General features: G+C 65.8%; 20 protein-coding genes and 1 other annotated feature. Of the genes, 7 read left to right on the top strand and 13 right to left on the bottom strand.

Annotation, left to right across the window (positions count from 1 at the left end; all coding sequences use genetic code 11):
* Window positions 1-12: 12 nt before the first annotated feature.
* From VH567_RS00830 to VH567_RS00820, 3 genes are read right to left on the bottom strand one after another with little or no spacing between them, the layout of a single operon-like run.
* Window positions 13-660 carry a TadE/TadG family type IV pilus assembly protein gene (locus tag VH567_RS00830; RefSeq protein WP_423322338.1) on the bottom strand — a complete coding sequence of 216 codons (648 nt, stop codon included), beginning with the start codon at window positions 658-660 and terminating at the stop codon, window positions 13-15.
* Window positions 657-1,271, bottom strand: coding sequence for a TadE/TadG family type IV pilus assembly protein (locus VH567_RS00825; protein WP_423322336.1), 615 nt, complete (start codon window positions 1,269-1,271; stop codon window positions 657-659). Before VH567_RS00825 ends, VH567_RS00830 begins: the two co-directional genes overlap by 4 nt.
* Window positions 1,268-3,154, bottom strand: coding sequence for a TadE/TadG family type IV pilus assembly protein (locus VH567_RS00820; protein ID WP_423322334.1), 1,887 nt, complete (start codon window positions 3,152-3,154; stop codon window positions 1,268-1,270). The genes VH567_RS00825 and VH567_RS00820 overlap by 4 nt, the downstream gene beginning before the upstream one ends.
* 38 nt (window positions 3,155-3,192) lie before the next feature.
* On the opposite strand from VH567_RS00820, the gene VH567_RS00815 reads away from it, so the two are divergent.
* Together VH567_RS00815 and VH567_RS00810 are read left to right on the top strand one after the other, a co-directional pair.
* A complete protein-coding gene (locus VH567_RS00815; RefSeq protein ID WP_423322332.1) occupies window positions 3,193-3,867 on the top strand; it encodes a squalene/phytoene synthase family protein in 675 nt (224 codons plus the stop codon).
* Window positions 3,868-3,932: 65 nt separating this feature from the next.
* Window positions 3,933-4,403, top strand: coding sequence for an EF-hand domain-containing protein (locus tag VH567_RS00810; RefSeq protein WP_423322330.1), 471 nt, complete (start codon window positions 3,933-3,935; stop codon window positions 4,401-4,403).
* On the opposite strand, the gene trmFO is transcribed toward VH567_RS00810, so the two are convergent.
* Window positions 4,339-5,706: a methylenetetrahydrofolate--tRNA-(uracil(54)-C(5))-methyltransferase (FADH(2)-oxidizing) TrmFO gene (gene trmFO / locus VH567_RS00805; protein ID WP_423322328.1), complete on the bottom strand. Its 1,368-nt coding sequence runs from the start codon at window positions 5,704-5,706 to the stop codon at window positions 4,339-4,341. The genes VH567_RS00810 and trmFO overlap by 65 nt on opposite strands.
* Before the next feature lie 73 nt (window positions 5,707-5,779).
* Here trmFO and VH567_RS00800 point away from each other — a divergent pair, with 73 nt between their 5' ends.
* Together VH567_RS00800 and VH567_RS00795 are read left to right on the top strand one after the other, a co-directional pair.
* On the top strand, window positions 5,780-6,223 hold the full coding sequence (locus VH567_RS00800; protein WP_423322326.1) for a DUF488 family protein: 444 nt from the start codon (window positions 5,780-5,782) through the stop codon (window positions 6,221-6,223).
* A 285-nt stretch (window positions 6,224-6,508) separates the two neighbouring features.
* Window positions 6,509-6,564 (top strand) — a sequence feature (sul1 is cis-regulatory element that is thought to sense ions involved in sulfur or methionine metabolism; They are found in Alphaproteobacteria).
* A gap of 68 nt (window positions 6,565-6,632) precedes the next feature.
* Window positions 6,633-8,105 (top strand): SulP family inorganic anion transporter, encoded by a 1,473-nt coding sequence (locus VH567_RS00795; protein ID WP_423322324.1) that lies wholly within the window; start codon window positions 6,633-6,635, stop codon window positions 8,103-8,105.
* A 42-nt stretch (window positions 8,106-8,147) separates the two neighbouring features.
* Here the strand turns inward: VH567_RS00795 and VH567_RS00790 are convergent, their stop codons facing one another.
* The 9 genes from VH567_RS00790 to VH567_RS00750 all read right to left on the bottom strand — a co-directional run bounded on the left by VH567_RS00790 (window position 8,148) and on the right by VH567_RS00750 (window position 15,415).
* On the bottom strand, window positions 8,148-8,507 hold the full coding sequence (locus VH567_RS00790) for a hypothetical protein (protein WP_423322322.1): 360 nt from the start codon (window positions 8,505-8,507) through the stop codon (window positions 8,148-8,150).
* An 11-nt stretch (window positions 8,508-8,518) separates the two neighbouring features.
* Window positions 8,519-10,009 carry a L,D-transpeptidase family protein gene (locus VH567_RS00785; RefSeq protein ID WP_423322320.1) on the bottom strand — a complete coding sequence of 497 codons (1,491 nt, stop codon included), beginning with the start codon at window positions 10,007-10,009 and terminating at the stop codon, window positions 8,519-8,521.
* Window positions 10,010-10,138: 129 nt separating this feature from the next.
* Window positions 10,139-10,954, bottom strand: coding sequence for a TrmH family RNA methyltransferase (locus tag VH567_RS00780; protein WP_423322318.1), 816 nt, complete (start codon window positions 10,952-10,954; stop codon window positions 10,139-10,141).
* 126 nt (window positions 10,955-11,080) lie between these two features.
* Window positions 11,081-11,356, bottom strand: a complete 276-nt coding sequence (locus tag VH567_RS00775; RefSeq protein ID WP_423322317.1) for an HPr family phosphocarrier protein — start codon at window positions 11,354-11,356, stop codon at window positions 11,081-11,083.
* A complete protein-coding gene (locus tag VH567_RS00770) occupies window positions 11,353-11,760 on the bottom strand; it encodes a PTS sugar transporter subunit IIA (RefSeq protein WP_423322316.1) in 408 nt (135 codons plus the stop codon). Before VH567_RS00770 ends, VH567_RS00775 begins: the two co-directional genes overlap by 4 nt.
* 15 nt (window positions 11,761-11,775) lie before the next feature.
* On the bottom strand, window positions 11,776-12,690 hold the full coding sequence (rapZ, locus tag VH567_RS00765; protein WP_423322315.1) for an RNase adapter RapZ: 915 nt from the start codon (window positions 12,688-12,690) through the stop codon (window positions 11,776-11,778).
* Window positions 12,691-12,705: 15 nt separating this feature from the next.
* Window positions 12,706-13,146, bottom strand: a complete 441-nt coding sequence (locus tag VH567_RS00760; protein ID WP_423322314.1) for an HPr kinase/phosphorylase — start codon at window positions 13,144-13,146, stop codon at window positions 12,706-12,708.
* A 9-nt stretch (window positions 13,147-13,155) separates the two neighbouring features.
* A complete protein-coding gene (locus VH567_RS00755) occupies window positions 13,156-14,739 on the bottom strand; it encodes a stimulus-sensing domain-containing protein (RefSeq protein ID WP_423322313.1) in 1,584 nt (527 codons plus the stop codon).
* Window positions 14,708-15,415 carry a response regulator transcription factor gene (locus VH567_RS00750; protein WP_353442738.1) on the bottom strand — a complete coding sequence of 236 codons (708 nt, stop codon included), beginning with the start codon at window positions 15,413-15,415 and terminating at the stop codon, window positions 14,708-14,710. Before VH567_RS00750 ends, VH567_RS00755 begins: the two co-directional genes overlap by 32 nt.
* Window positions 15,416-15,608: 193 nt before the next feature.
* Here VH567_RS00750 and VH567_RS00745 point away from each other — a divergent pair, with 193 nt between their 5' ends.
* The 3 genes from VH567_RS00745 (at window position 15,609) to VH567_RS00735 (ending at window position 20,116) form a co-directional block, all read left to right on the top strand.
* Window positions 15,609-17,219: a phosphoenolpyruvate carboxykinase gene (locus VH567_RS00745; RefSeq protein WP_423322312.1), complete on the top strand. Its 1,611-nt coding sequence runs from the start codon at window positions 15,609-15,611 to the stop codon at window positions 17,217-17,219.
* Between the two features lie 212 nt (window positions 17,220-17,431).
* Window positions 17,432-18,631 carry an acyl-CoA dehydrogenase family protein gene (locus tag VH567_RS00740; RefSeq protein WP_423322311.1) on the top strand — a complete coding sequence of 400 codons (1,200 nt, stop codon included), beginning with the start codon at window positions 17,432-17,434 and terminating at the stop codon, window positions 18,629-18,631.
* A gap of 225 nt (window positions 18,632-18,856) precedes the next feature.
* Window positions 18,857-20,116: an NAD(P)/FAD-dependent oxidoreductase gene (locus VH567_RS00735; RefSeq protein ID WP_423322310.1), complete on the top strand. Its 1,260-nt coding sequence runs from the start codon at window positions 18,857-18,859 to the stop codon at window positions 20,114-20,116.
* Window positions 20,117-20,261 lie beyond the last annotated feature (145 nt).

Below are 20,261 nucleotides of genomic sequence, written 5' to 3'. Positions count from 1 at the left end.
ATGCCATTCGGTTCAGCAGGTCGAGGCGACCACCCCGGTCGGTTTGACGATCGTGGAAAGATCGCGCCGCTCGCGCACTGCCATCGATGCGATTTCGGTAAGCGTGGTCGACGGCACGAGCGACGCACTGACGAGTGGTTTGTAAACGTAATAGACTTCGACGAACATCGTCGCATTGTTGTCCTGCGCGGTGACCTGGCGCCCGGCGGGGCCCACGCCCGCCAAGTTGCTCGACGGTGCCGTACCGTAAGTCGAGCCATGCGCCGTCTTCAGGCCGTAGCAGCGCTGCCACTTGATCTGGAATTTACCGGCGTTGGCCGGATCCTGCTCGATATCCGACAGGATCACGCGGCCGTTCGTGCGCAGGTCGAGCGAGCCCGACTGCAGGTTCGCGCCGATGAAGATCTCGTTGATGTCGACCTCGCTGATCGTCTTGGCGGCCAGCGGCGAACCGATCCCCATCCGCGCGGCATTGTCGGCCAGCATCAGCGCGAGCTGGCTGACCTGCATCTTGGTCGTGATGAAGTTGGTGATCTCCGCACCAGTCAGCGAGAGCGTGAGCAGCGCCGGGAAGACGATCGCGAATTCGAGCAGCGCCAGCCCGGATCGATCGCTGCGAAGCCGTAGGGCGCTGCAAACCAGCCGTCGGATCATCGTCATGGGCAATACCTGGTAGCCGTGCCCGTCGTGACCTGCTGGTCCGAATAGGGCTGGTTCTGCAGGATCGTGGTGGCGGAAACCGTACGGGTCGCTGTCCCGCCCGCATATTTATACAGCGGCAGGATAGCGGGATAGGTCGCGGTGACGGTGTAGATCACGCGGTCCTTCGCCCCGCCCTGGCCAGCGCCCCCGCCATCGGGATCCCAGGCATTGTTGTTGTTGGCGTCGATATAAGGCTCGCCAGCGTCGCACGTCAGGTTGAGGTTGGTGTCTGTGTAGACCTCGGGAATCTTTGCCGCGGCTTGCGCATAGGTGGTGAACGAGCGCCGCGTGAATTTCACCGCCGCGCTATTGTACAGTAGCCGTACCTGACTGGTCACGTCGGCGTCGATAGCGGCCTGCCGTGCGGTCGATCCGGCATCTTCCAACGCCGAATCGCGCCCCGTCTTCTGGACGATGCCGCGCAGCACCGCCTGCATGTACAGCGTATGCGCAATATCGAACGCGCCGACGAGGAACAGCACGAGTACGGGGGCGACGAGCGCGAACTCGACCAGCGCCACCCCGCGTTGATCGGCAGCCAGCGATGTCGAGGCACGACGCCACTTCACTTCGTAAGCCGCAATTGCGAGATCTGATTGGCAATGCTGCTGAACGCCGTCTGCAACGCGGCCGAGCTCGACGCCTTGAAATAATAGCTGCTCGAGGTCGCGCAGGTTTGCAGGCGGCTCTCCGTCGTGGCGTTCGATCCGTCGCCGAACGAGATGACCCATAGCGTGATGTTCTTGTTCTTCACGGCCGTGCACAGCGCAGCGAAGCGGGCGTTGATCTCATCGTTGTAATTGTCGGTGGTGCCGCCTGGGTTCGCCACGTTTCGCTTGTCGAACCACGGTACGCCGTAAGCGCCGTAGTCGTTAAGGCGCGTCTGCGTATCGCCATCGGTCATGAAGATCATGTGCCGTTCGATGTCACCGCCTTGTGCCGTGGTCGCGTTCTCGGACTTGAAGATACCGGTCGGCGACATGAGGCGCGCACCCCACAGGATACCGATGTCGTGATAGGTATTGCCCTCCGGCGTCAGCTTGTCGACATAATCGTCGAACTGCGTCGGATCGCTCCATGTCGCGAGTTTCCGCGCGGGTTGTGGACAGGCGTAATAGGAGCCGTTGCCGTACTCGTCGGTTGTCGTCACCGCGGCGCGGTTCCAGCCGGACGTGCTGGTTCCAGTGCCCTGCCGGGTGTAGATCACGGCGGGGAGGGCAGGAGCCCACAATGTCGTGGCGTCGCTGGGGACGGGCGCGCTGTCGATGTCGAGATCCTTTGCGCTGGTTGGTATCGGGGTAAAGTTCGTCCCGCTGACCGTTGCGCGTTCCTCGATGCATCCGTCCCAGTTGATCGTCTTGGCAGTTCCGTTGGCCCCGATTGGAAGCGTGAAGCTGCTATTCCAAGACGTTCCGTTTTTGAGTCCGGAAATGTCGTGTGAAATGGGACCATATTGCCAAGTGACGATATCGATCTTCTGTCGTGAATAGTATGTGCATACCGTAGTAATGCTAAACCATCCATACACAGTTGATTTATCCAAATTATATTGGATACTAGTAGTATTTGGTGGCGCTGAAGGGCAGGATGTGAAGCCGCTATAGCTCAGTTGGTCGTATTGCGTATAATCGCTCCAACCCGGCGTAGATGAGGATTTCTTTCTGGATTGATAAGTCCATGTGTTTGCAACGTAGTTTGTCGGCAACAGATATCCGACGTTGACGTTGGTCGCGTAAGGCACGAATCCAAAGCGGATCTGAACTCCGCTGGTCCCTCCGGTTGGCTTGCTCGCCGCGCAAACCGCATCGGTAGGCAGCTTGGCGAGAATTTCGTAAAAGCATTTCACCGCGCTGCGCAGACCCTCGATCTTGGTCTGCGGATCGGTGTTTACGGCTTTCTGCGCCATCGAACCGGTCGTATCGAGCACGAACATCACATCGGTATTGGGCAATCGCATCTCGGCGTCGCAGGTGACGGTCAGCGCTTTGTTGTCGAATCCCATCACCTTCATCAGCGTCATCGGCAGAGCGGCACGAACCACTCCCGACACCTTGCCGCCGCTCTCAAAGAATTTCGGGTCCAGATCGGTACTGCCATACGCGCCATCGGCGAAATTGGCGGTGAAGAACTGGTTCGCTGCGAGGATGCTCGTCGTTCCCCAGGTGCCGCCACCCATCTGCTTGCGCCCGGCCAGGACGGCCGCGTCGCAGGCGTGTTGCATGCGGGTCTTGGTCAGCCACAGCCTGCTCATGTCCATCGCCCCGCCGACCATGGCGGTCAGCGGGATCATCGCGGCTGCGGCGATCATCAGCGTGTTGCCGCCGGTATGCCGCAGCAAGCGACCAACGAGGGCGAGCCACGACAACCCGCGCGGGCCGTTGCCCCTGTCCCGTTTCGCTTTAATGGACACCGTCACCCCATCGATAAGTTCGAATGGCTCACGTTGCGCCACCGACCGATAAAGGCATTACAAGTAAAATGGTTAAGGCCATGGAAACTGGAAACGTCGCGGGCCTTGCTCGTGGTGCCGAACGGCGCCTGGCGCTGCGCTACGCGCCGTCCGCCGCTTACCCGGCGCTGGAGGCGCTGTTCGCGCTCGACGATACGCTCGCGGCGATCCTTCGCACGACGCGCGAGCCATTGGTCGGGCAGATGCGGCTGACCTGGTGGTATGAGGCGCTGGGGCGGCTCGATGAGGCGCCGGCGCCTGCCGAGCCGGTGCTCGCGGCGCTGCAGGCCTTGGTCCTGCCCGGCGGTGTCACGGGTACGATGCTGGCCTCGCTGACGGACGGTTGGGAGGCGTTGCTGGAACCCGTGCTGGGCGATGCGGCGATCGATACGTTCGCGCGCGATCGGGGAGGGCGGCTGTTCGAATTCGCGGGCATGCTGCTGGGGGTTGCCGACCCTCGGATCGCAATGGCAGGCAAGGGCTGGGCGTTGGCCGACCTGTCGCAACGGCTGAGCGATGCCGACGCGCGGACGTCTGCGGCAACGCGCGGCGCGACGTTGCTCGACGATGCGCTCCGAGGACGTTGGCCGCAGCACGCCCGCGCCCTGGGAGCGATGGCCCTGGCGGCGCGCTTCGACGTGGCGGTTCCGCTCACTCCCCCCGGCAGCCCGAAGCGCGTGGGGCGGCTTCTGTTGCACAGATTGACCGGATACTGACCGATCGCATTGGGAACGCGCGGTCCGGCGCGTAGCATGGCGTCACACAGCGGGGGGCGGCGGCGATGTGGCGGTATCTGGCGGGCGGAACGGCGGTGATCGCCTTGATCGTCGCGGGGTTCATGGTCTTCAGCGGCGATGCGCGGCCGGGGCCGGTATTGCCCGCGCAACCCGTCTCGCAGGTTGGCGGCACAGCGGTGCCCAGCGAGCCGCTACCCGATGTCGCGCCCGAGGCGACCGCCAAGACACGCGAGCAGAAGCGGTTCGATCGCTACGACAAGGATCGCGATGCGAAGATCACGCGCGAGGAATATCTCGTCCAGCGACACAAGGCGTATGCGCGGCTGGACGTAAACGGCGACGGCAATCTGTCGTTCGACGAGTGGGCGGTCAAGGCGACAACCAAATTCGCGGACGCGGACCGTGACAAATCGGGAGCGATGACCGCCCCCGAATTTGCCACGACGGCGGTCAAGCGGAAGGGGCCAGCTCGGGTGAATTGCCCACCGGTTCAGTCTGTTGCGGAGGAGAGTTGAGCCACTCTGCCAACGCCACGCGACCGCGATCGGTGTACATCTTCTTGCGGTCGGTCTTCTTGGTGCGGCCGGGGATCGGCGGGAACAGGCCGAAATTGACGTTCATCGGCTGATACGTCTCGACTTCCGCCCCGCCGGTGATGTGCCCGAGCAAGGCGCCGAGCGCGGTCGCGTAGGGCGGCGGGGTCAAGGTCTTGCCGGTCAGTTCGGCCGCCGCGAACAGCCCGGCGAGCATGCCGATTCCGCAGCTCTCGATATAGCCCTCGCAGCCGGTGATCTGGCCGGCAAAGCGGATGTTGAGCCGCGATTTCAGCCGCAGCGTCGCGTCGAGCAGCTCGGGCGAGCGGATGAAAGTATTGCGGTGCAACCCGCCCAGCCGCGCGAACTCGGCATTCTCGAGGCCAGGGATCGTGCGGAAAAGGCGGACTTGGTCGGCGTGCTTCATCTTGGTCTGGAAGCCGACGATGTTCCACAGCGTGCCCTGCGCATTGTCCTGACGAAGCTGGACGACGGCATGCGGCCAGCGCCCGGTCTTCGGGTTGTCGAGCCCGACAGGCTTCATCGGGCCATAGCGCAGCGTATCGACGCCGCGCTCGGCCATCACCTCGATCGGCATGCAGCCGTCGAAATACGGCGTGTCCTTCTCCCATTCCTTGAACGGGGTCTTCTCGCCGTCGATCAGGCCCTGGTGGAAGGCCAGATACTGGTCCTTGTCCATCGGGCAGTTGATGTAATCCTTGCCTTCTCCCTTGTCCCAGCGCGACGCGAACCATGCGGTGTCCATGTCGATCGAGTCACGGTGGACGATCGGGGCGAGCGCGTCGAAGAACGCGAGCGCCTCGCGGCCGGTCTCGGCGCCGATGCCGGCGGCGAGCGAGGCGGCGGTGAGCGGACCGGTGGCGATGATCGTCGGACCGTCGGGGAGCGTGTCGATGCGTTCGCGCACCAGCGTGATGTTCGGATGCTGGTCGATCGCCTCGGTCACGCTGGCCGAGAAATTGTCGCGATCGACCGCGAGCGCCGAACCGGCGGGAACGCGGTGGATGTCCGCCTGCCGCATGATCAGCGAGCCGAGCGTGCGCAGTTCCTGGTGGAGCAGGCCGACCGCGTTGCTCTCGGCGTCGTCCGACCGGAAGCTGTTCGAGCAGACGAGTTCGGCGAGGCCGTCGGTCTGGTGCGCGGGCGTTTCTTCGCCGCTGCCGCGCATTTCGGAGAGGCGTACTTTCAGGCCGGCTTCGGCGAGTTGCCAGGCGGCTTCGGAACCGGCGAGGCCACCGCCGATGACATGGATATCGTGGGTCATTCCGGTCAGATAGCGCGAGACGCCTGTCATGTCAGCGGTTGTCGTGTCAGCCGTGCAATCCCACTTCGCCTGCATGACATCCCCAACGACAATCTTCACGATTGGCTATGAGGCCACGACGATGGCCGATTTCCTGGCGGCGCTGAAGGCGGCCGGGGTGGAGCGTGTGATCGACGTGCGCGCGCTCCCCCTGTCGCGGCGGCCGGGGTTCTCGAAGACTTCGCTGGCCGCGTCGTTGCGCGAGGTCGAGATCGATTACGTCCACTTGAAGGCGCTCGGCACGCCGAAGCGTGGACGCGATGCGGCTAAGAAGGGCGACGTCGCGACCCTCACTGCGGTGTACAACGAACAACTCGAACTGCCCGAGGCGCAGGCACAGGCCGCGATCATGCTCGGGCTCGCCGCGGAGAAGCCGAGCGCGCTGCTGTGTTACGAGCGCGATCCCTGTCACTGCCACCGGACCTTGCTGTTGCGCGCGGTTGGCGAGGGGGCTGAGGTAGTGGATCTGTTTACGTAGGGTGGTTCGATAGGCTAAGCCGGAACTGGATTGTCCGCCCTGATCCGTTCGGTACTGCTCCTTGTACCAAGGTCGCGGCCGCATTTGAACGACGGTCTACTCTTCCTTGTTCTCCCGCGAAGGCGGGAGCCCAGTCTGGATCCCCGCCTTCGCGGGGAAACATACTAACCTTGTTTTCGATGCCCGAAAGGGCCCGGCATGACGGAAGTATGGATAGAGGGGGCCCATCCCCTCAACTCGGCGTGTTGCATCGCAGCATACCTTACGCTACCACACCCTAACTCGCTTGGACCCGGTGCAATTCCGGGTGGCTATTCCGGCCGCCGATCCGCCGGACAACGCACCGACGCCTTTCTCACGAACCGCCCGCGCAATCGCCGCGGTTCTCGCGTCCAATGCGGATACACACATGACATCACTCTCTCGTTACCGGGCCGAATGGTTCAGCGGTCCTACGGCTGCGCGCCGTGACGTTCTCGCCGGCATGGTCGGCACCTTCGCGCTGATCCCCGAGGTCATCGCCTTCTCGTTCGTCGCCGGCATCGATCCCGAAGTCGGCCTGTTCGCCTCGTTCGTGATCGGCATCGTCATCGCGTTTGCCGGCGGCCGCCCGGCGATGATCTCGGGCGCGGCGGGCTCCGTCGCGCTCGTCGCAGCCGCGCTTGTCCACGCCTACGGCCTCCAATATCTCCTCGTCGCGACGATCCTCGCTGGCGTGCTCCAGATCGCATTCGGGCTCGCCAAGCTCGATATCCTGATGCGGTTCGTGTCGAAGTCGGTCCATGCCGGCTTCGTCAACGCATTGGCGATCCTGATCTTTTCGGCGCAGGTGCCGCAGATGGTCGGCGTCAGCTGGCAGGCCTATGCGATGATCGCGGGTGGCCTCGCGATCATCTACCTCGTGCCGCGGATCTCCAGCGCGATCCCGTCGCCACTCATCTGCATCGTCGTGCTCACCGCGATCGCGATGTGGTTCCCGATGCCGCTGAAGACCGTGGGCGATCTCGGTCGCCTGCCGGATTCGCTGCCGTCGTTTGGGCTGCCCGACGTACCCATCACGTGGGATACGCTTCGGATCGTCGCGCCTTATGCGTTGGCGATGGCCGCGGTCGGCCTGCTCGAATCGATGATGACGGCGAGCGTGGTCGACGAACTCACCGAGACGACGAGTTCGAAGGCACGCGAATGTACCGGGCTCGGCCTCGCCAACATCGCCGCAGGTGCGTTCGGTGGCATCGCCGGGTGCGGGATGATCGGCCAGACCGTCGGCAACGTCCGCTATGGCGGCACCGGGCGGCTCTCGACGCTGGTCGCGGGCGTGTTCCTGCTGATCGTCATGGTGCCGTTGCGGCCATGGGTCGCGCAGGTGCCGGTCGCGGCACTGGTCGCGATCATGATCATGGTGTCGATCAGCACGTTCTCCTGGGGCTCGCTCCGCGATCTCGCGCGGCACCCCAAGATGTCGAGCGTGGTGATGGTCGCGACCGTCGTCGTCACCGTCGCGACGCACGATCTGTCGCTCGGCGTCGGCGTCGGCGTGCTGCTCAGCGGCGTGTTCTTCGCGTGGAAGGTCACGCGGATGATGGACGTCACGGTTCACCACGACGTGGCAAGCGACACGCGTATCTACCGGGTAAGCGGACAGATCTTCTTCGCCAGCGCCGACATCTTCGCCGACCGGTTCGACCTGCGCGAAAGCGCGCGCGCGGTGCGCATCGACCTGACCGACGCGCATCTGTGGGACGTCACGGCGGTGGGCGCGCTGCAGGACGTGGTCGGCAAATTGCGGCGCCATGGCCGCGAGGTCGAGGTAATCGGCCTCAACACGGCGAGCGAAACGCTGGTCGATCGCCATGCGCCCGGATTATCGGTTCGGGCCTGAACCAGACGCTCCGGCGGTCGGGGACCGCCGGAGCCGGTAGCGTTACTGCTGCGGTTCGGCGTCGTTCTCGGCTGGGTTCGCAGCCGGGTTCTCGGCCGGCGCTTCGTCACGGGTCACGCGCGCGGTCATACCCGTGGCATCCGCGTCGTCGAGCATCTGCTCGTCCGGCGCGATCGGCTTCTCACGCGGCGGCTCGACCACCGCCGGTGCGGGCGGCGCGGCTTCGACGGGGGCGGCCTCGACCGGGGCGGGGGCCGCTTCGGTCTCGGTCACGCCGGTATCCTCGACCATGTTGGTGTCCGTCGGCGGCTGCTCGGGCTCGGAGCGCGAGCAGCCGGCCAGCGCCATCGCGGTCAGCAGGCCGCCGGCTATAGCGGAACGGGTGCGGGTGGAGATCGTCATAATAGGTCCTCTCAGCGAGCGGCGATCGTCTGGCGTGCGGTGCGCGCCTCGATCTTGGAGGCGAGAATGCCGTCCCAGTCATAGGGATCGGCGCGGAAGTTCATCTGGCCGTTGCCGCTGGCGAATGCGGTCCAGTAGAGCAGGTAGACCGAGACCGGCTTGACGAGGCGCGCGCGGACGGTGTCGCCCTTGGCGACTGCGGCGTCGACCGTCTCGGGCGTCCAGGCGGGGTCGCCCTTCAGCAACAGGTCGGCAAGTTCGGCAGGCTTTTCAAGGCGTACGCAGCCATGGCTCGAAAGCCGACTGAAGCTCGCGAACTTCGCGCGGCTCGGCGTATCGTGCAGATAGACCGAATAATCATTGGCGAAATCGAACTTGAACCGGCCGAGCGCGCTCTGGTCGCCGGCCTGCTGCTGCAGCCGCTTGCCGTCGATCACCTTGAAGCCGTTGCGCTTCAGGTAACCCGGGTTCGCCTTTTCCTTCGGCCACAACTCCTTGGTGGCGATCGAGGTCGGCACGTTCCAGGGCGGGTTGATGACGATGCTGTGGATCGTCGACGACAGCATCGGCGTCTCGTCGCCGGGACGACCGGTGACCGCACGCATCGACTGCACGGGGGTATCGCCGTCGAACACGGTCAGGACGGCCGCGGCGATGTTCACCTGGATACGATCGCGCGGCAGGTCCTGCGGCAGCCAGCGCCAGCGCTCCATGTTCGCCATGATCTGGCGAACGCGGTCGGTCGCCGAGACATTCAGCGCGGCCAGCGTCTGCGTCGAGACGATGCCGCTGGGGTTGAGCCCATAGCGACGCTGCGCCCGACGCACCGCGTCGAGCAGGGCGGCGTCGAACGTGTCGCCGCTGGTCGAGACGTCCTTGTCTTCGGCCGAGAGCCTCTTGCGAAGCGCCAGCACGCGGGAGCCGGTTGCGCCGATCGTGAAATCAGGGCCGGATGCGAGCGGCGACCAGCCCCCCGCAGCGGCGATCGAACGATAGTTCTGGAGGCCCTTGCGCAGGCCGTCATAGCCCGCATAGGGCGGCGGCAGCGACGCGAACCATGCCGCGATCCGGTCGAGCCGAACCGCATCGGCGAACGCCGGCGTCGGATCATAGGTCGGCGGGCGCAGGCCCCAGTCGCGCTGGAAATCGGCCTCGCTGAGACGACCCGCATGCACCGCGCGGGCATGGTCGAGCGCGGCGCGGACGAGTTCCTCCTTCGTTGGCGCGGTCGTCGACGCGGTCGCGGCGGACTTGAGGCCCTGCGCGACGATGTCGCCGTTGAGCAGCTTGTCGAGCAACGTCGCCTGCGCGTCGCTCAGCGGCGGCACGGTGATGACCGGCGGGGCAAGCGTCGGCGTCGGCATCGGCGCGGTCTGCGTGACCGTCGGCATCACCGGCGGCGGCGTGACCTGCTGTGCGAACAGCGGCGTCGCCATCAGCAGCGGCATCGCTGTAGCCGTGCTGGCCACCGCGAGCACCGACCGGATCACGCCAGTCTTCATTCGTCCATCATCGAAACCGCGAGCCATAATCGTCCTGTCTTGTATCTGGTCGATGCTTTCGCACGACGTAGCTCTCCCTTAGCTGAACCGGACTCGCTAAGCATCGCCAATCGGGCCGAATTCGTCGGTTCAGGCGGACGTCGGGGATTTTTCCTGCCGGGCGAGCACTTCATACGCCATCACCGCGGTCGCGACGGCGGCGTTGAGGCTGTCCGCCTTGCCGAGCATCGGGATCTTGACCAGCACGTCGCACGCCTTGGCCATTTCGGGCGGCATGCCCTGCGCTTCGTTGCCGGTGAGCAGGAAGGTCGGGCCGGTATAGATCGCCGACCGGTAGTCGGTGTCGGTATCGAGGCTCAGCCCGACCAATTGGCCGGGGCCGGTGCGCAGCCAGGTGTGGAACGGCTCCCACTCCGTCTTCACCACGGGGATCGTGAACAGCGCGCCCATGCTCGCGCGCACCGCCTCGACCGAGAACGGATCGACCGACTCGCCGATCAGGATCAATCCGCCCGCACCGACTGCATCGCCAGTGCGCAGGATCGTGCCCAAATTGCCCGGATCGCGCAGCCGTTCGGCAACCAGCCAGATGCCGGCGCTGCTGCGGTCGAGGTCTTCCAGCGTCGCATCGAACTCGTCGAACACGCCGACGACTGCCTGCGGGTTATCCTTGCCCGACAGCTTCGAAAGGATGTCCGGCGTGGTCTGGATCGACTCGCCGCCAGCCTCCTCGACGTCCATCGACAGCGCGTGGACGAGCGGATGGTTCGCGCTCGCGGCGGCATAGAACAGCGTGCGGGGCAGGCGTCCCGTCTCGCGCGCTTCGGTCAGGATACGCAGGCCCTCGGCCAGGAATTGCCTGGCCGCACGCCGATGTCGCTTGTCGCGCAGGTCGCGGACATACTTGATCAGCGGGTTCGAAAAGGCGGTTATCTCGCGGGGCATTCTTGTCCTCCCCTCCCGTATGCGGGAGGGGCCGGGGGTGGGCTCCCGGCCTCAGCAAATGGTTCGATTATGGTGAGCGCGCGCCCACCCCCAACCCCTCCCGCCTGCGGGAGGGGAGCAGTCACGTCAATCCTCGCCGAACTTCGCTTCGACCAGTTCGACCAGCGCCGCCACCGTATGATCCGCACCATCGCCACTCGCGCTGATCGTGATCGCGTCGCCCATCGCCGCGCCGAGCATCATCAGGCCCATGATCGAGGTGCCGGTAACATGATCGGACCCGTCCTTGGTCACGCGCACCTCGACCGCGTGGGTCGAAGCGAGCGTCACGAACTTCGCGCTGGCCCGCGCATGGAGCCCGCGGCGGTTGGTGATCTGGACGGTGCGGACGACGTCGCTCACGCCGCCGCCTCGCCGAGAACCTCGGACGCCACCGAGATATATTTGCGACCCGCCTCGCGCGCCGCCGCAACCGCCGCGACGACGGTCATCGATTTGCGCGCAGACCCGAGCCGGATCAGCATCGGCAGGTTCATGCCCGCGATCACCTCGATATGGCCGCGCTCCATCAGCGATATGGCGAGATTGGACGGGGTGCCGCCGAACAAATCGGTCAGCACGATCACGCCGCGCCCGGTATCGACCTCATGGATGGCGGCGGCGATGTCGGCGCGGCGGCTCTCCATGTCATCGTCGGGGCCGATCGCGATCGTCGCGACGCGCTCCTGCGGGCCGACGACGTGGATCATCGCGCGAACGAATTCCTCGGCCAATCGACCGTGCGTTACCAGAACAAGGCCGATCATATCAGCGTTTCATACTCATAAGACGACTGGCGATCCCTCGAGCGCATCCTGCGGTGCGGCCCCCAGGTCGCGGTGCACAACACTGGGCGAAAATCCGGCGTCGCGCAACCGCCGCGCCACCCGGTCGGCGACGTGAACCGACCGGTGTCTCCCTCCGGTACACCCGAAAGCGACCGTGACGTACGACTTCCCTTCCGCCCTGTAGCGCGGCAGCAACAGCATCAGCAGCTCTTCGATCCGACTCACCGCGGCTTCGTAGGCGGGATCGTCCATGATGTAGGCGGACACGTCGGCATCGAGCCCGGTGCCGGGGCGCAGGTCGTGATCCCAGTGCGGGTTGCGGAGGAAGCGCATGTCGAACACCAGGTCGGCGTTGCGCGGCAGCCCGCGGGCGAACCCGAACGAGCGGATCGACAGCGTCGGCTCGCCGAGGTCCTCACCGCCAAAGCTCGCGCGAATCTGCTGTGCGAGTTCGTTCGCCGCCATGTCGGTGGTGTCGATCAGCCGGTTCGCCCAGTCACGCAAGGGCGCGAGCAGGTCACGTTCGCGGCCGATACCGTCATTGGCGGGCCGATCGAGCGCAAGCGGGTGGCGCCTGCGCGTCTCGGAATAGCGCCGTTCGAGTTCCGCCCCCGAGCAGTCGAGGAACAGCATGCCGACCTCGAGCCCGTGACGATCGTGCAGGTCGCGAATCCGTCGAATGATCCGCTCGGGATCGAAATCGCGCGTCCGCGCGCCGATGCCGATCGCGAGTGGCTGCGAGTCGTCGGGCGAGCTGGCCGACAGCGGCGCATCGAGCAGGCGGTCGAGCAGCAGCAAGGGCAAGTTGTCGACGACTTCCCAGCCGAGATCCTCCAGCGTCTTCAGCACGGTCGATTTGCCCGCCCCCGACATGCCGGTGACGAGCAATATGTCCTTGGGCCGGGTCATGGCAAACACGTCATTCTAGGGGCTCGATTCTGAAGGTTGGGGATTGCGCAATGCAAGTTCGACCTTGATCGGGGCGGACGCTTCGAAGGGATCGACCGCAAACTGGCGGACGTCGATCCCGGCGATTTTCCGTGCGCGGCGTTCGGGCATGCGCTCGATAGCGCCGTCGATGCGGACGAGCAGGGCGACCGGAACGCCGTCGACGTGCGGCATCGCGAGGATGCCGATCCCGCGGACTTCGATCCGGCCAGCGATCGTCGTCGGCGCGCGGGCGAGCAGCGTTTTGCCCGACCGGACGATCAACGTCTGGTCGTCGCTGACCAGCACGGCGCCGCGATCGATTAGGCGCAATGCGAGGTCGGATTTGCCCGACCCGGACACGCCTTCGATGATGACCGCCTGGCCGTCGATCGAGACCGTCGTGGCGTGAAGCCGATCGGAGGAAAGGTCGATCACGTCCTTTCCTTACAACGGCACGTCGGCGAGCGGTAGTCGGACGACGAAGCGCGCGCCGCCGATCCGGTCTTCGCGCGATTCGACGAAGATCGCGCCCTGGTGCCCGTCGACGATGGTCCGCGCGATCGCCAGGCCCAAGCCGGAATGCTGCCCGAACGTCTCGCTGTCGGGGCGGACCGAGTGGAACCGCTTGAACACCTCTTCCCGTGCCTCCTCGGGTACGCCGGGACCCTCGTCCTCGACATGGACCACGAGGTCGTCGTTGCGCCGGACGATCGAGATCGCGATCAGGCCGGACTCGGGGGAAAAGGACAGCGCGTTATCGATCAGGTTCTCGAACACGCGTTCGAGCCTGGCACCTTCGCCCATCACGGTCGTCCGGTCGTCGGGGTTGCGATCGAAGCGCAGGCGGATGCCGCGTTCCACGCCCCGCGCGTCGCGCTGCGCCACGAGCCCTTCGATCATCGCGGCGACGTCGACCGGCTCGAACTTCGCGCGACTGAGCAGCGCGTCGAGCCGCGAGGCTTCGGAGATGTCGGACAGAAGCCGGTCGAGCCGGTGGACGTCGTCGCGGACGATCGCCAGCAATTGCGCCTGGAGCGCCGGGTCCTTCACGCGCGACAATCCCTCGACCGCAGACCGGAGCGAGGCGAGGGGGTTCTTCATCTCGTGCGTCACATCGGCGGCAAACGCCTCGGTCGCGTCGATCCGCGCCCTGAGCGCCAGGCTCATGTCGGACAGCGCGCGCGCGAGCATGCCGAGTTCGTCGCGACGCGAGGGCAGGCGCGGCACCACCACTTCGCGCGCGCGACCCAGCCGGACCCGCACCGCTGCCCTTGCGAGGCGACGCAGCGGCCGCACGATCGTTCGGGCGAGGAACAGCGACAACAGGATCGAGACGATCGATACGACCAGCAGGACCATGCTCAGCCGAAACCGCTCGATCCGCACGGTGCGGGTGATGTCGCGCGCGTTGACCGTCGTCATCACGACTCCGCCGCCGGGCAGTGCGGCGGCGGCGGTGATCACCGGGCTGCGATCGGGTGCGCGCCAGACGGTGGTCGCGACAGCCCGTCTGTTTCGCGCGGCGACGACGTCGGGCCATGGCTGCGCGCGTCCGCGCTCGCGGTACAGCGGCGGTCGCGGGGCCATCACGACCATGTCGATCGCGGCATCGAGGAAGCGGGCGATCGTCTGGTCCCAGTCTTCCTTGTCGGGGTCCATCAGCACGAAATTGCGCAGGCCGAGCACACGGCTGTCGACGACGGTGCCGCTGCCCGCGTCGAACAGCCGGATGCGCGATCCGGTATCTCGGGCAAGCCTCAGGACCAGCGGATCGCGCAGCGCCGGGTCGACTGCGGCGAGCGCCTCGCCGATCAGCCGCGCCTCACGGCCGGCCTGCGCCACGCGGTTGTCGACCACCCGGCTGCGATACGAATCGAGATAGAAGAACCCGCCCGCCAGCAGCAGCAGCGCAAAGATGTTGACCGCCAGGATGCGCCGCGTGAGCGAGATCTGTCCCGACCAGCGCAACGTGAGGTCGCGCCCGTCGACGCCCAGCTCATTCCTCAGAAAATCGATACCCGGCACCATATAATGTCTCGATAGCGTCGAATGCGGGATCGACCTGCCTGAATTTGCGGCGGAGTCGTTTTATGTGGCTGTCGATGGTCCGGTCGTCGACATAGATATCGTCCTGATAGGCCGCATCCATCAGCTGGTTACGTGTCTTGACGATGCCCGGCCGCTGCGCGAGCGTCTCGAGGATCATGAACTCGGTGACCGTCAGCGTCACCGGCTCGCCGCCCCAGAGCGTCCGGTGCCGGGCCGGATCCATGCTCAGCCGACCGCGATCGAGCGGACCGGCCGCCTCTGCCTCGGTCTCGGTACCCGGCGACTGCGTCAGTTCGGTACGCCGCAGAATCGCGCGGATGCGGGCGATCAGCAGCCGCTGCGAGAAGGGCTTGGCGATATAGTCGTCCGCGCCCATCGCGAGCCCGAGCGCCTCGTCGAGCTCGTCGTCCTTGCTGGTTAGGAAGATCACCGGGATCTGGCTCTTCTCGCGCAGCCGGCGGAGCAGTTCCAATCCGTCCATCCGCGGCATCTTGATATCGAAGATCGCGAGATCGGGAGGGTTGTCGGTCAGTGCCTTGAGCGCGGTCTCGCCATCCGAATAGACGCGCGTGACGAAGCCCTCGGTCTGCAGCGCGATCGACACGGAGGTCAGGATGTTGCGGTCGTCGTCGACCAGCGCGATCGTTGCGGTCATTTTTGGGCCGTCATCTCTGGCTCGCTCGCCTCGGTCGTTGGCGTGTCGGCGTAGGCCAATCCGCGCCGCTACTCAACTAAGACCGTATCGGGACAGCGTCGCGGGTCAGCGTATTTGACCGGTGGAAAGGTGCCCCGTACAGCCGGAGGCAACGACATACATACGTATGCGAAAAAATATCTGGAGAGATGCCTTGTCCAACGAACGTATTCCGGCCGGCGGCCTAGCCGCGCAGGGGATCGAGACCCGCGCCACCCTGCACTGGAACCTGGTCACCGCACAGCTCGTCGAAGCGGCGCTCGCGCGCGGCGAGGGGACGCTGTCCGCCGACGGCCCGCTGGTGGTCGAGACCGGCGCGCATACCGGACGCTCGGCGCAGGACAAGTTCATTGTCCGCGATGCCGAGACCGACTCCACGGTCTGGTGGGGCAAGAGCAACAAGGCGATGGAGCCTGCGCATTTCGCCGCGCTGAAGGAGGATTTCTTCGCGGTGCTGGCGCAGAAGGACGAGCTGTTCGTGCAAGATCTGTACGGCGGCTCGCAGGCCGATCACCGCGTGCAGGTCCGCGTCGTCACCGAACTGGCATGGCATAACCTGTTCATCCGGACGATGCTGGTACGGCCCGAGCAGGCGGCGCTGAAGCATTTCGTTGCGGAATACACGATCGTCGACCTCCCGAGCTTCCGCGCCGACCCCGCGCGCCACGGCTGCCGCAGCGAGACGGTGATCGCGGTGAACTTCACCGACAAGCTGATCCTGATCGGCGGCACGAAATATGCCGGCGAGATGAAGAAGTCGGTGTTCGGCCTGCTCAACTATCTGCTGCCACCGACCGGCGTGATGCCGATGCATTGCTCGGCCAACATGGGCGCGAACGGCGACACCGCGGTGTTCTTCGGTCTGTCGGGCACCGGCAAGACCACGCTCAGCGCAGACGCGAGCCGCACGCTGATCGGCGACGACGAGCATGGCTGGTCCGACACCGCCGTCTTCAACTTCGAGGGCGGATGCTACGCCAAGATGATCCGCCTGTCCGCCGATGCCGAGCCGGAGATCTTCGCGACCACCAAGCGGTTCGGTACCGTGCTGGAGAACGTCGTGATGGACCGTGCGACGCGGTTGCTCGACCTCGACGACCACACGCTCGCCGAGAACAGCCGCGGCGCGTACCCGATCGACTTCATCCCGAATGCATCGGCCGAAAACATGGGGCCGGTGCCGCGCAACATCGTAATGCTGACCGCGGACGCGTACGGCGTGCTGCCGCCGATCGCCAAGCTGACGCCCGACCAGGCGATGTACCATTTCCTGTCGGGTTACACCGCGCGTGTCGCCGGGACCGAGATCGGCGTGACCGAGCCCGATGCGACCTTCTCGACCTGCTTCGGCGCACCGTTCATGCCGCGGCATCCTTCGGTCTACGGCAACCTCCTGAAGGAGCGCATCGCGAAAGGCGGCGTCGATTGCTGGCTGGTCAACACCGGCTGGACCGGCGGCAAATACGGCGTCGGCAACCGGATGCCGATCAAGGCGACGCGGGCGTTGCTGAACGCCGCACTCGACGGCAGCCTCAACGATGCTCAGTTCCGGACCGATCCGAACTTCGGGTTCGAGGTACCGGTGAGCGTACCGGGTGTCGACAGCGCGATCCTCGACCCGCGGACGACCTGGGCGGACAAGGATGCCTACGACGCGACCGCCGCGAAACTCGTCGACCTGTTCGTGGAGAACTTCGCGCAGTTCGCCGAGCATGTCGACGAAGGCGTACGTCAGGCGGCACCGAGGGTGCGAGAGGCAGCGTAGCATCTGCGGTTCTGGTAATCACGCGGGTCTGCGCGCTTGCCGGGATCGCAGCCACGGGAGTCGCAGTGAGGTTCCCGGCTAAGTGCCTAAACGACCCGCTCGATATCGCGACAGGGGATGCGCTGGCCCCTCCACACCCAGCGCAAAGAGGATATGTTCGACACCATGCCGATCCGCTTTTCCAAAGCCCATGCCGACGACGGCCCGTCGTCGTGAGTACCGCTCCGAGCCAGCGCGCCGCAGCGATCGGCGAGCGGGTCGAACGTTTCGTGCGCGATGTCGTGGTGCCGTTCGAGCACGATCAACGGCGCGGCGGGCATGGGCCGTCGGACGATCTGGTCCACGATCTGCGCGCCCTCGCTCGTGCCGCCGGTGTGCTGACCCCGCATATCCTGGACGATGGCGATCACCTGACGCAGGCCGAGACCGCGCACGTGCTGATCCGCTCGGGACTGTCGCCGCTCGGGCCGCTCGCCTGCAACACGATGGCCCCCGACGAGGGCAACATGTACCTGATCGGCAAGGCGGGCTCGGCGGCGCAGAAGGCACGGTTCCTCGCGCCGATGGTCGCGGGCGATGCGCGCTCGGCGTTCTTCATGACCGAGCCCGCGTCGGAGGGTGGCGCAGGCTCGGATCCATCGATGATGCGCACGACCGCGCGGCTCGACGGCAACCACTGGGTGATCGACGGGCGGAAAGCGTTCATCACCGGCGCGGATGGCGCGAAGGTCGGGATCGTCATGGCGCGTACCGATCCGGGTGACGGCACGCTGGCGGCGACGATGTTCCTGGTCGACCTGCCCGATCCGGCGATCCGGATCGAGCGCGTTCTCGACACGATCGACAGCTCGATGCCGGGTGGCCATGCGGTGATCGCGATCGACGGCCTGCGCGTCTCGGCGGATGCGATCCTTGGCGCGCCGCATGAGGGGTTTCGCTACGCACAGGTACGATTGTCGCCGGCGCGACTGTCGCATTGCATGCGCTGGCTCGGGGCGTGCATCCGCGCGAATGAGATCGCCACCGACTATGCCTGCCGCCGCCACGCGTTCGGCAAGCCGCTGGTCGATCACGAGGGTGTCGGCTTCATGCTCGCCGAGAACCTGATCGATCTCCGCCAGGCCGAACTGATGATCGACTGGTGCGCGGGCGTGCTCGACGCGGGTTCGCTAGGCACAGCGGAAAGCTCGATGGCGAAGGTCGCGGTGTCCGAAGCCTTGATGCGGATCGCCGATCGCTGCGTCCAGGTGATGGGCGGCACCGGCGTGACCGGCGACACGATCGTCGAGCAGGTGTTTCGCGAGGTCCGCGCGTTCCGAATCTACGACGGCCCGACCGAAGTCCATAAATGGAGCCTCGCCAAGAAGATCAAGCGCGACTGGAATGCGGCGCAGGTTGCGACGAGTCCTTGATGATCAGCGAGCACCCGCCCGCTTGCTGGGCCCGCTAGGTAACGGAGCCGGGGACGTCACTGTCAGTCGACCCGGCCGTCGCGCCGGCTATTGCGTGCCGACGGGGCGTGACGGTATTCCCGCGACGGAGTTCGACCCGGTGCCTCGCCCCGTCGCGATCGGTCGCGGTATCGAGTTCAGGGTCACGCGCCACACGGCGTGCGGACGTCATTTCAAGGGTGGGTCATGTCGGAGACAGAGCAGTACGACGTCCTGATCGTCGGTGCGGGGCATGCCGGGGCCCAGGCGGCGATCGTGCTCCGCCAGCGTGGCTATGCGGGCAGCATCGCGCTGCTCGGCGACGAGCCGTCGCTGCCGTACGAGCGCCCGCCGCTGTCGAAGGAGTATCTGTCGGGGGAGAAGCCGTTCGAGCGCATGCTGCTTCGCCCCGCGACCTTCTGGGCCGACCGTTCGATCACGCTGCTGCCTGGACGGACGGTCGGGGAGGTCGCTCCGCAGGCGCACCGCGTTACCACCGCGGACGGGACCGGCGTGGCTTACGGTCATCTGGTCTGGGCCACGGGCGGATCGCCGCGGCGATTGACCTGTGCGGGGCATGATCTCGCGGGCGTCCACGGCGTGCGGACACGCGCCGATGTCGACCGGATGATTGCCGAGCTGCCGTTGGTGGAGCGCGTCGTGGTGATCGGCGGCGGCTATATCGGGCTCGAGGCGGCTGCCGTCCTGACCAGGCTCGGCAAGCACGTGACGGTGCTGGAGGCGCAGGACCGCGTCCTGGCACGCGTCGCCGGAGAGCCGCTGTCGCGGTTCTGCGAGGCCGAACATCGTGCGCATGGCGTCGATCTGCGAACCGGCACTGCGGCGTCGTGTATCGAGGCAGCGGATGGCGCCGCGTGCGGCGTCCGGCTGGCGGATGGCGAGATACTGCCGTGCCAGATGGTGATCGTCGGCATCGGCATCGTTCCCGCCGTCGCGCTGCTGCTCGCCGCGGGCGCCGGGGGCGGCCCGGAGGCAAGCAACGGCGTCACGGTCGACGCATATTGCCGGACGACGCTGCCCGATATCTTCGCGATCGGCGACTGTGCCGCGCATGCGAACGCGTTTGCGGACGGTCGCGTGATCCGGCTTGAATCGGTGCAGAACGCAAACGACCAGGCGACGATCGTCGCGAAGACGCTGACGGGCGCGCCCGAGCACTATCATGCGGTTCCGTGGTTCTGGTCGAATCAATATGATTTGAAGCTGCAGACGGTCGGTCTGTCGGCGGGGTACGACGCGACCGTCCTGCGCGGTGATCCGGCCGATCGAAGTTTTTCGCTGGTCTACCTGAAGGCCGGTCGCGTGATCGCGCTCGATTGCGTGAACCGGGTGCGCGATTACGTCCAGGGCCGCGCGCTCGTGACCGGATCGGCACGGATAGATCCGGTCCTTCTCGCCGACACGGCGGTCGAATTGAAGGCGTTGGGTCTGGCCGCGGTCGGCTAGTACCGAGATCGCAAGACGTCGGCCGGCCGAGCACGACCGCCGGGAGCCGCGGCACGACGTCGTTCGCGGCGAGCGACCACGCCCGCACCGATTCCCCGTCTCACCAAGTCGGGACAGTCACCCTCATGCGCAGCGCGCCACCGTG

Source organism: Sphingomonas sp. 4RDLI-65 (assembly GCF_049472435.1).
Taxonomy (GTDB): domain Bacteria; phylum Pseudomonadota; class Alphaproteobacteria; order Sphingomonadales; family Sphingomonadaceae; genus Sphingomonas.
The sequence above is the reverse complement of the archived record's forward strand: the minus strand, read 5'-3'. Positions and strand labels throughout refer to the sequence as shown.

Coding starts and splice junctions, on each gene's coding strand:
- VH567_RS00735 (WP_423322310.1), top strand. CDS start 18,857: ATGTCGGAGACAGAGCAGTACGACGTCCTGATCGTCGGTGCGGGGCAT.
- trmFO (WP_423322328.1), bottom strand. CDS start 5,706: ATGACCCACGATATCCATGTCATCGGCGGTGGCCTCGCCGGTTCCGAA.
- VH567_RS00770 (WP_423322316.1), bottom strand. CDS start 11,760: ATGATCGGCCTTGTTCTGGTAACGCACGGTCGATTGGCCGAGGAATTC.
- VH567_RS00830 (WP_423322338.1), bottom strand. CDS start 660: ATGACGATGATCCGACGGCTGGTTTGCAGCGCCCTACGGCTTCGCAGC.
- VH567_RS00750 (WP_353442738.1), bottom strand. CDS start 15,415: ATGACCGCAACGATCGCGCTGGTCGACGACGACCGCAACATCCTGACC.
- VH567_RS00815 (WP_423322332.1), top strand. CDS start 3,193: ATGGAAACTGGAAACGTCGCGGGCCTTGCTCGTGGTGCCGAACGGCGC.
- VH567_RS00755 (WP_423322313.1), bottom strand. CDS start 14,739: ATGGTGCCGGGTATCGATTTTCTGAGGAATGAGCTGGGCGTCGACGGG.
- VH567_RS00795 (WP_423322324.1), top strand. CDS start 6,633: ATGACATCACTCTCTCGTTACCGGGCCGAATGGTTCAGCGGTCCTACG.
- VH567_RS00810 (WP_423322330.1), top strand. CDS start 3,933: ATGTGGCGGTATCTGGCGGGCGGAACGGCGGTGATCGCCTTGATCGTC.
- VH567_RS00780 (WP_423322318.1), bottom strand. CDS start 10,954: ATGCCCCGCGAGATAACCGCCTTTTCGAACCCGCTGATCAAGTATGTC.
- VH567_RS00785 (WP_423322320.1), bottom strand. CDS start 10,009: ATGAAGACTGGCGTGATCCGGTCGGTGCTCGCGGTGGCCAGCACGGCT.
- rapZ (WP_423322315.1), bottom strand. CDS start 12,690: ATGACCCGGCCCAAGGACATATTGCTCGTCACCGGCATGTCGGGGGCG.
- VH567_RS00790 (WP_423322322.1), bottom strand. CDS start 8,507: ATGACGATCTCCACCCGCACCCGTTCCGCTATAGCCGGCGGCCTGCTG.
- VH567_RS00800 (WP_423322326.1), top strand. CDS start 5,780: ATGACATCCCCAACGACAATCTTCACGATTGGCTATGAGGCCACGACG.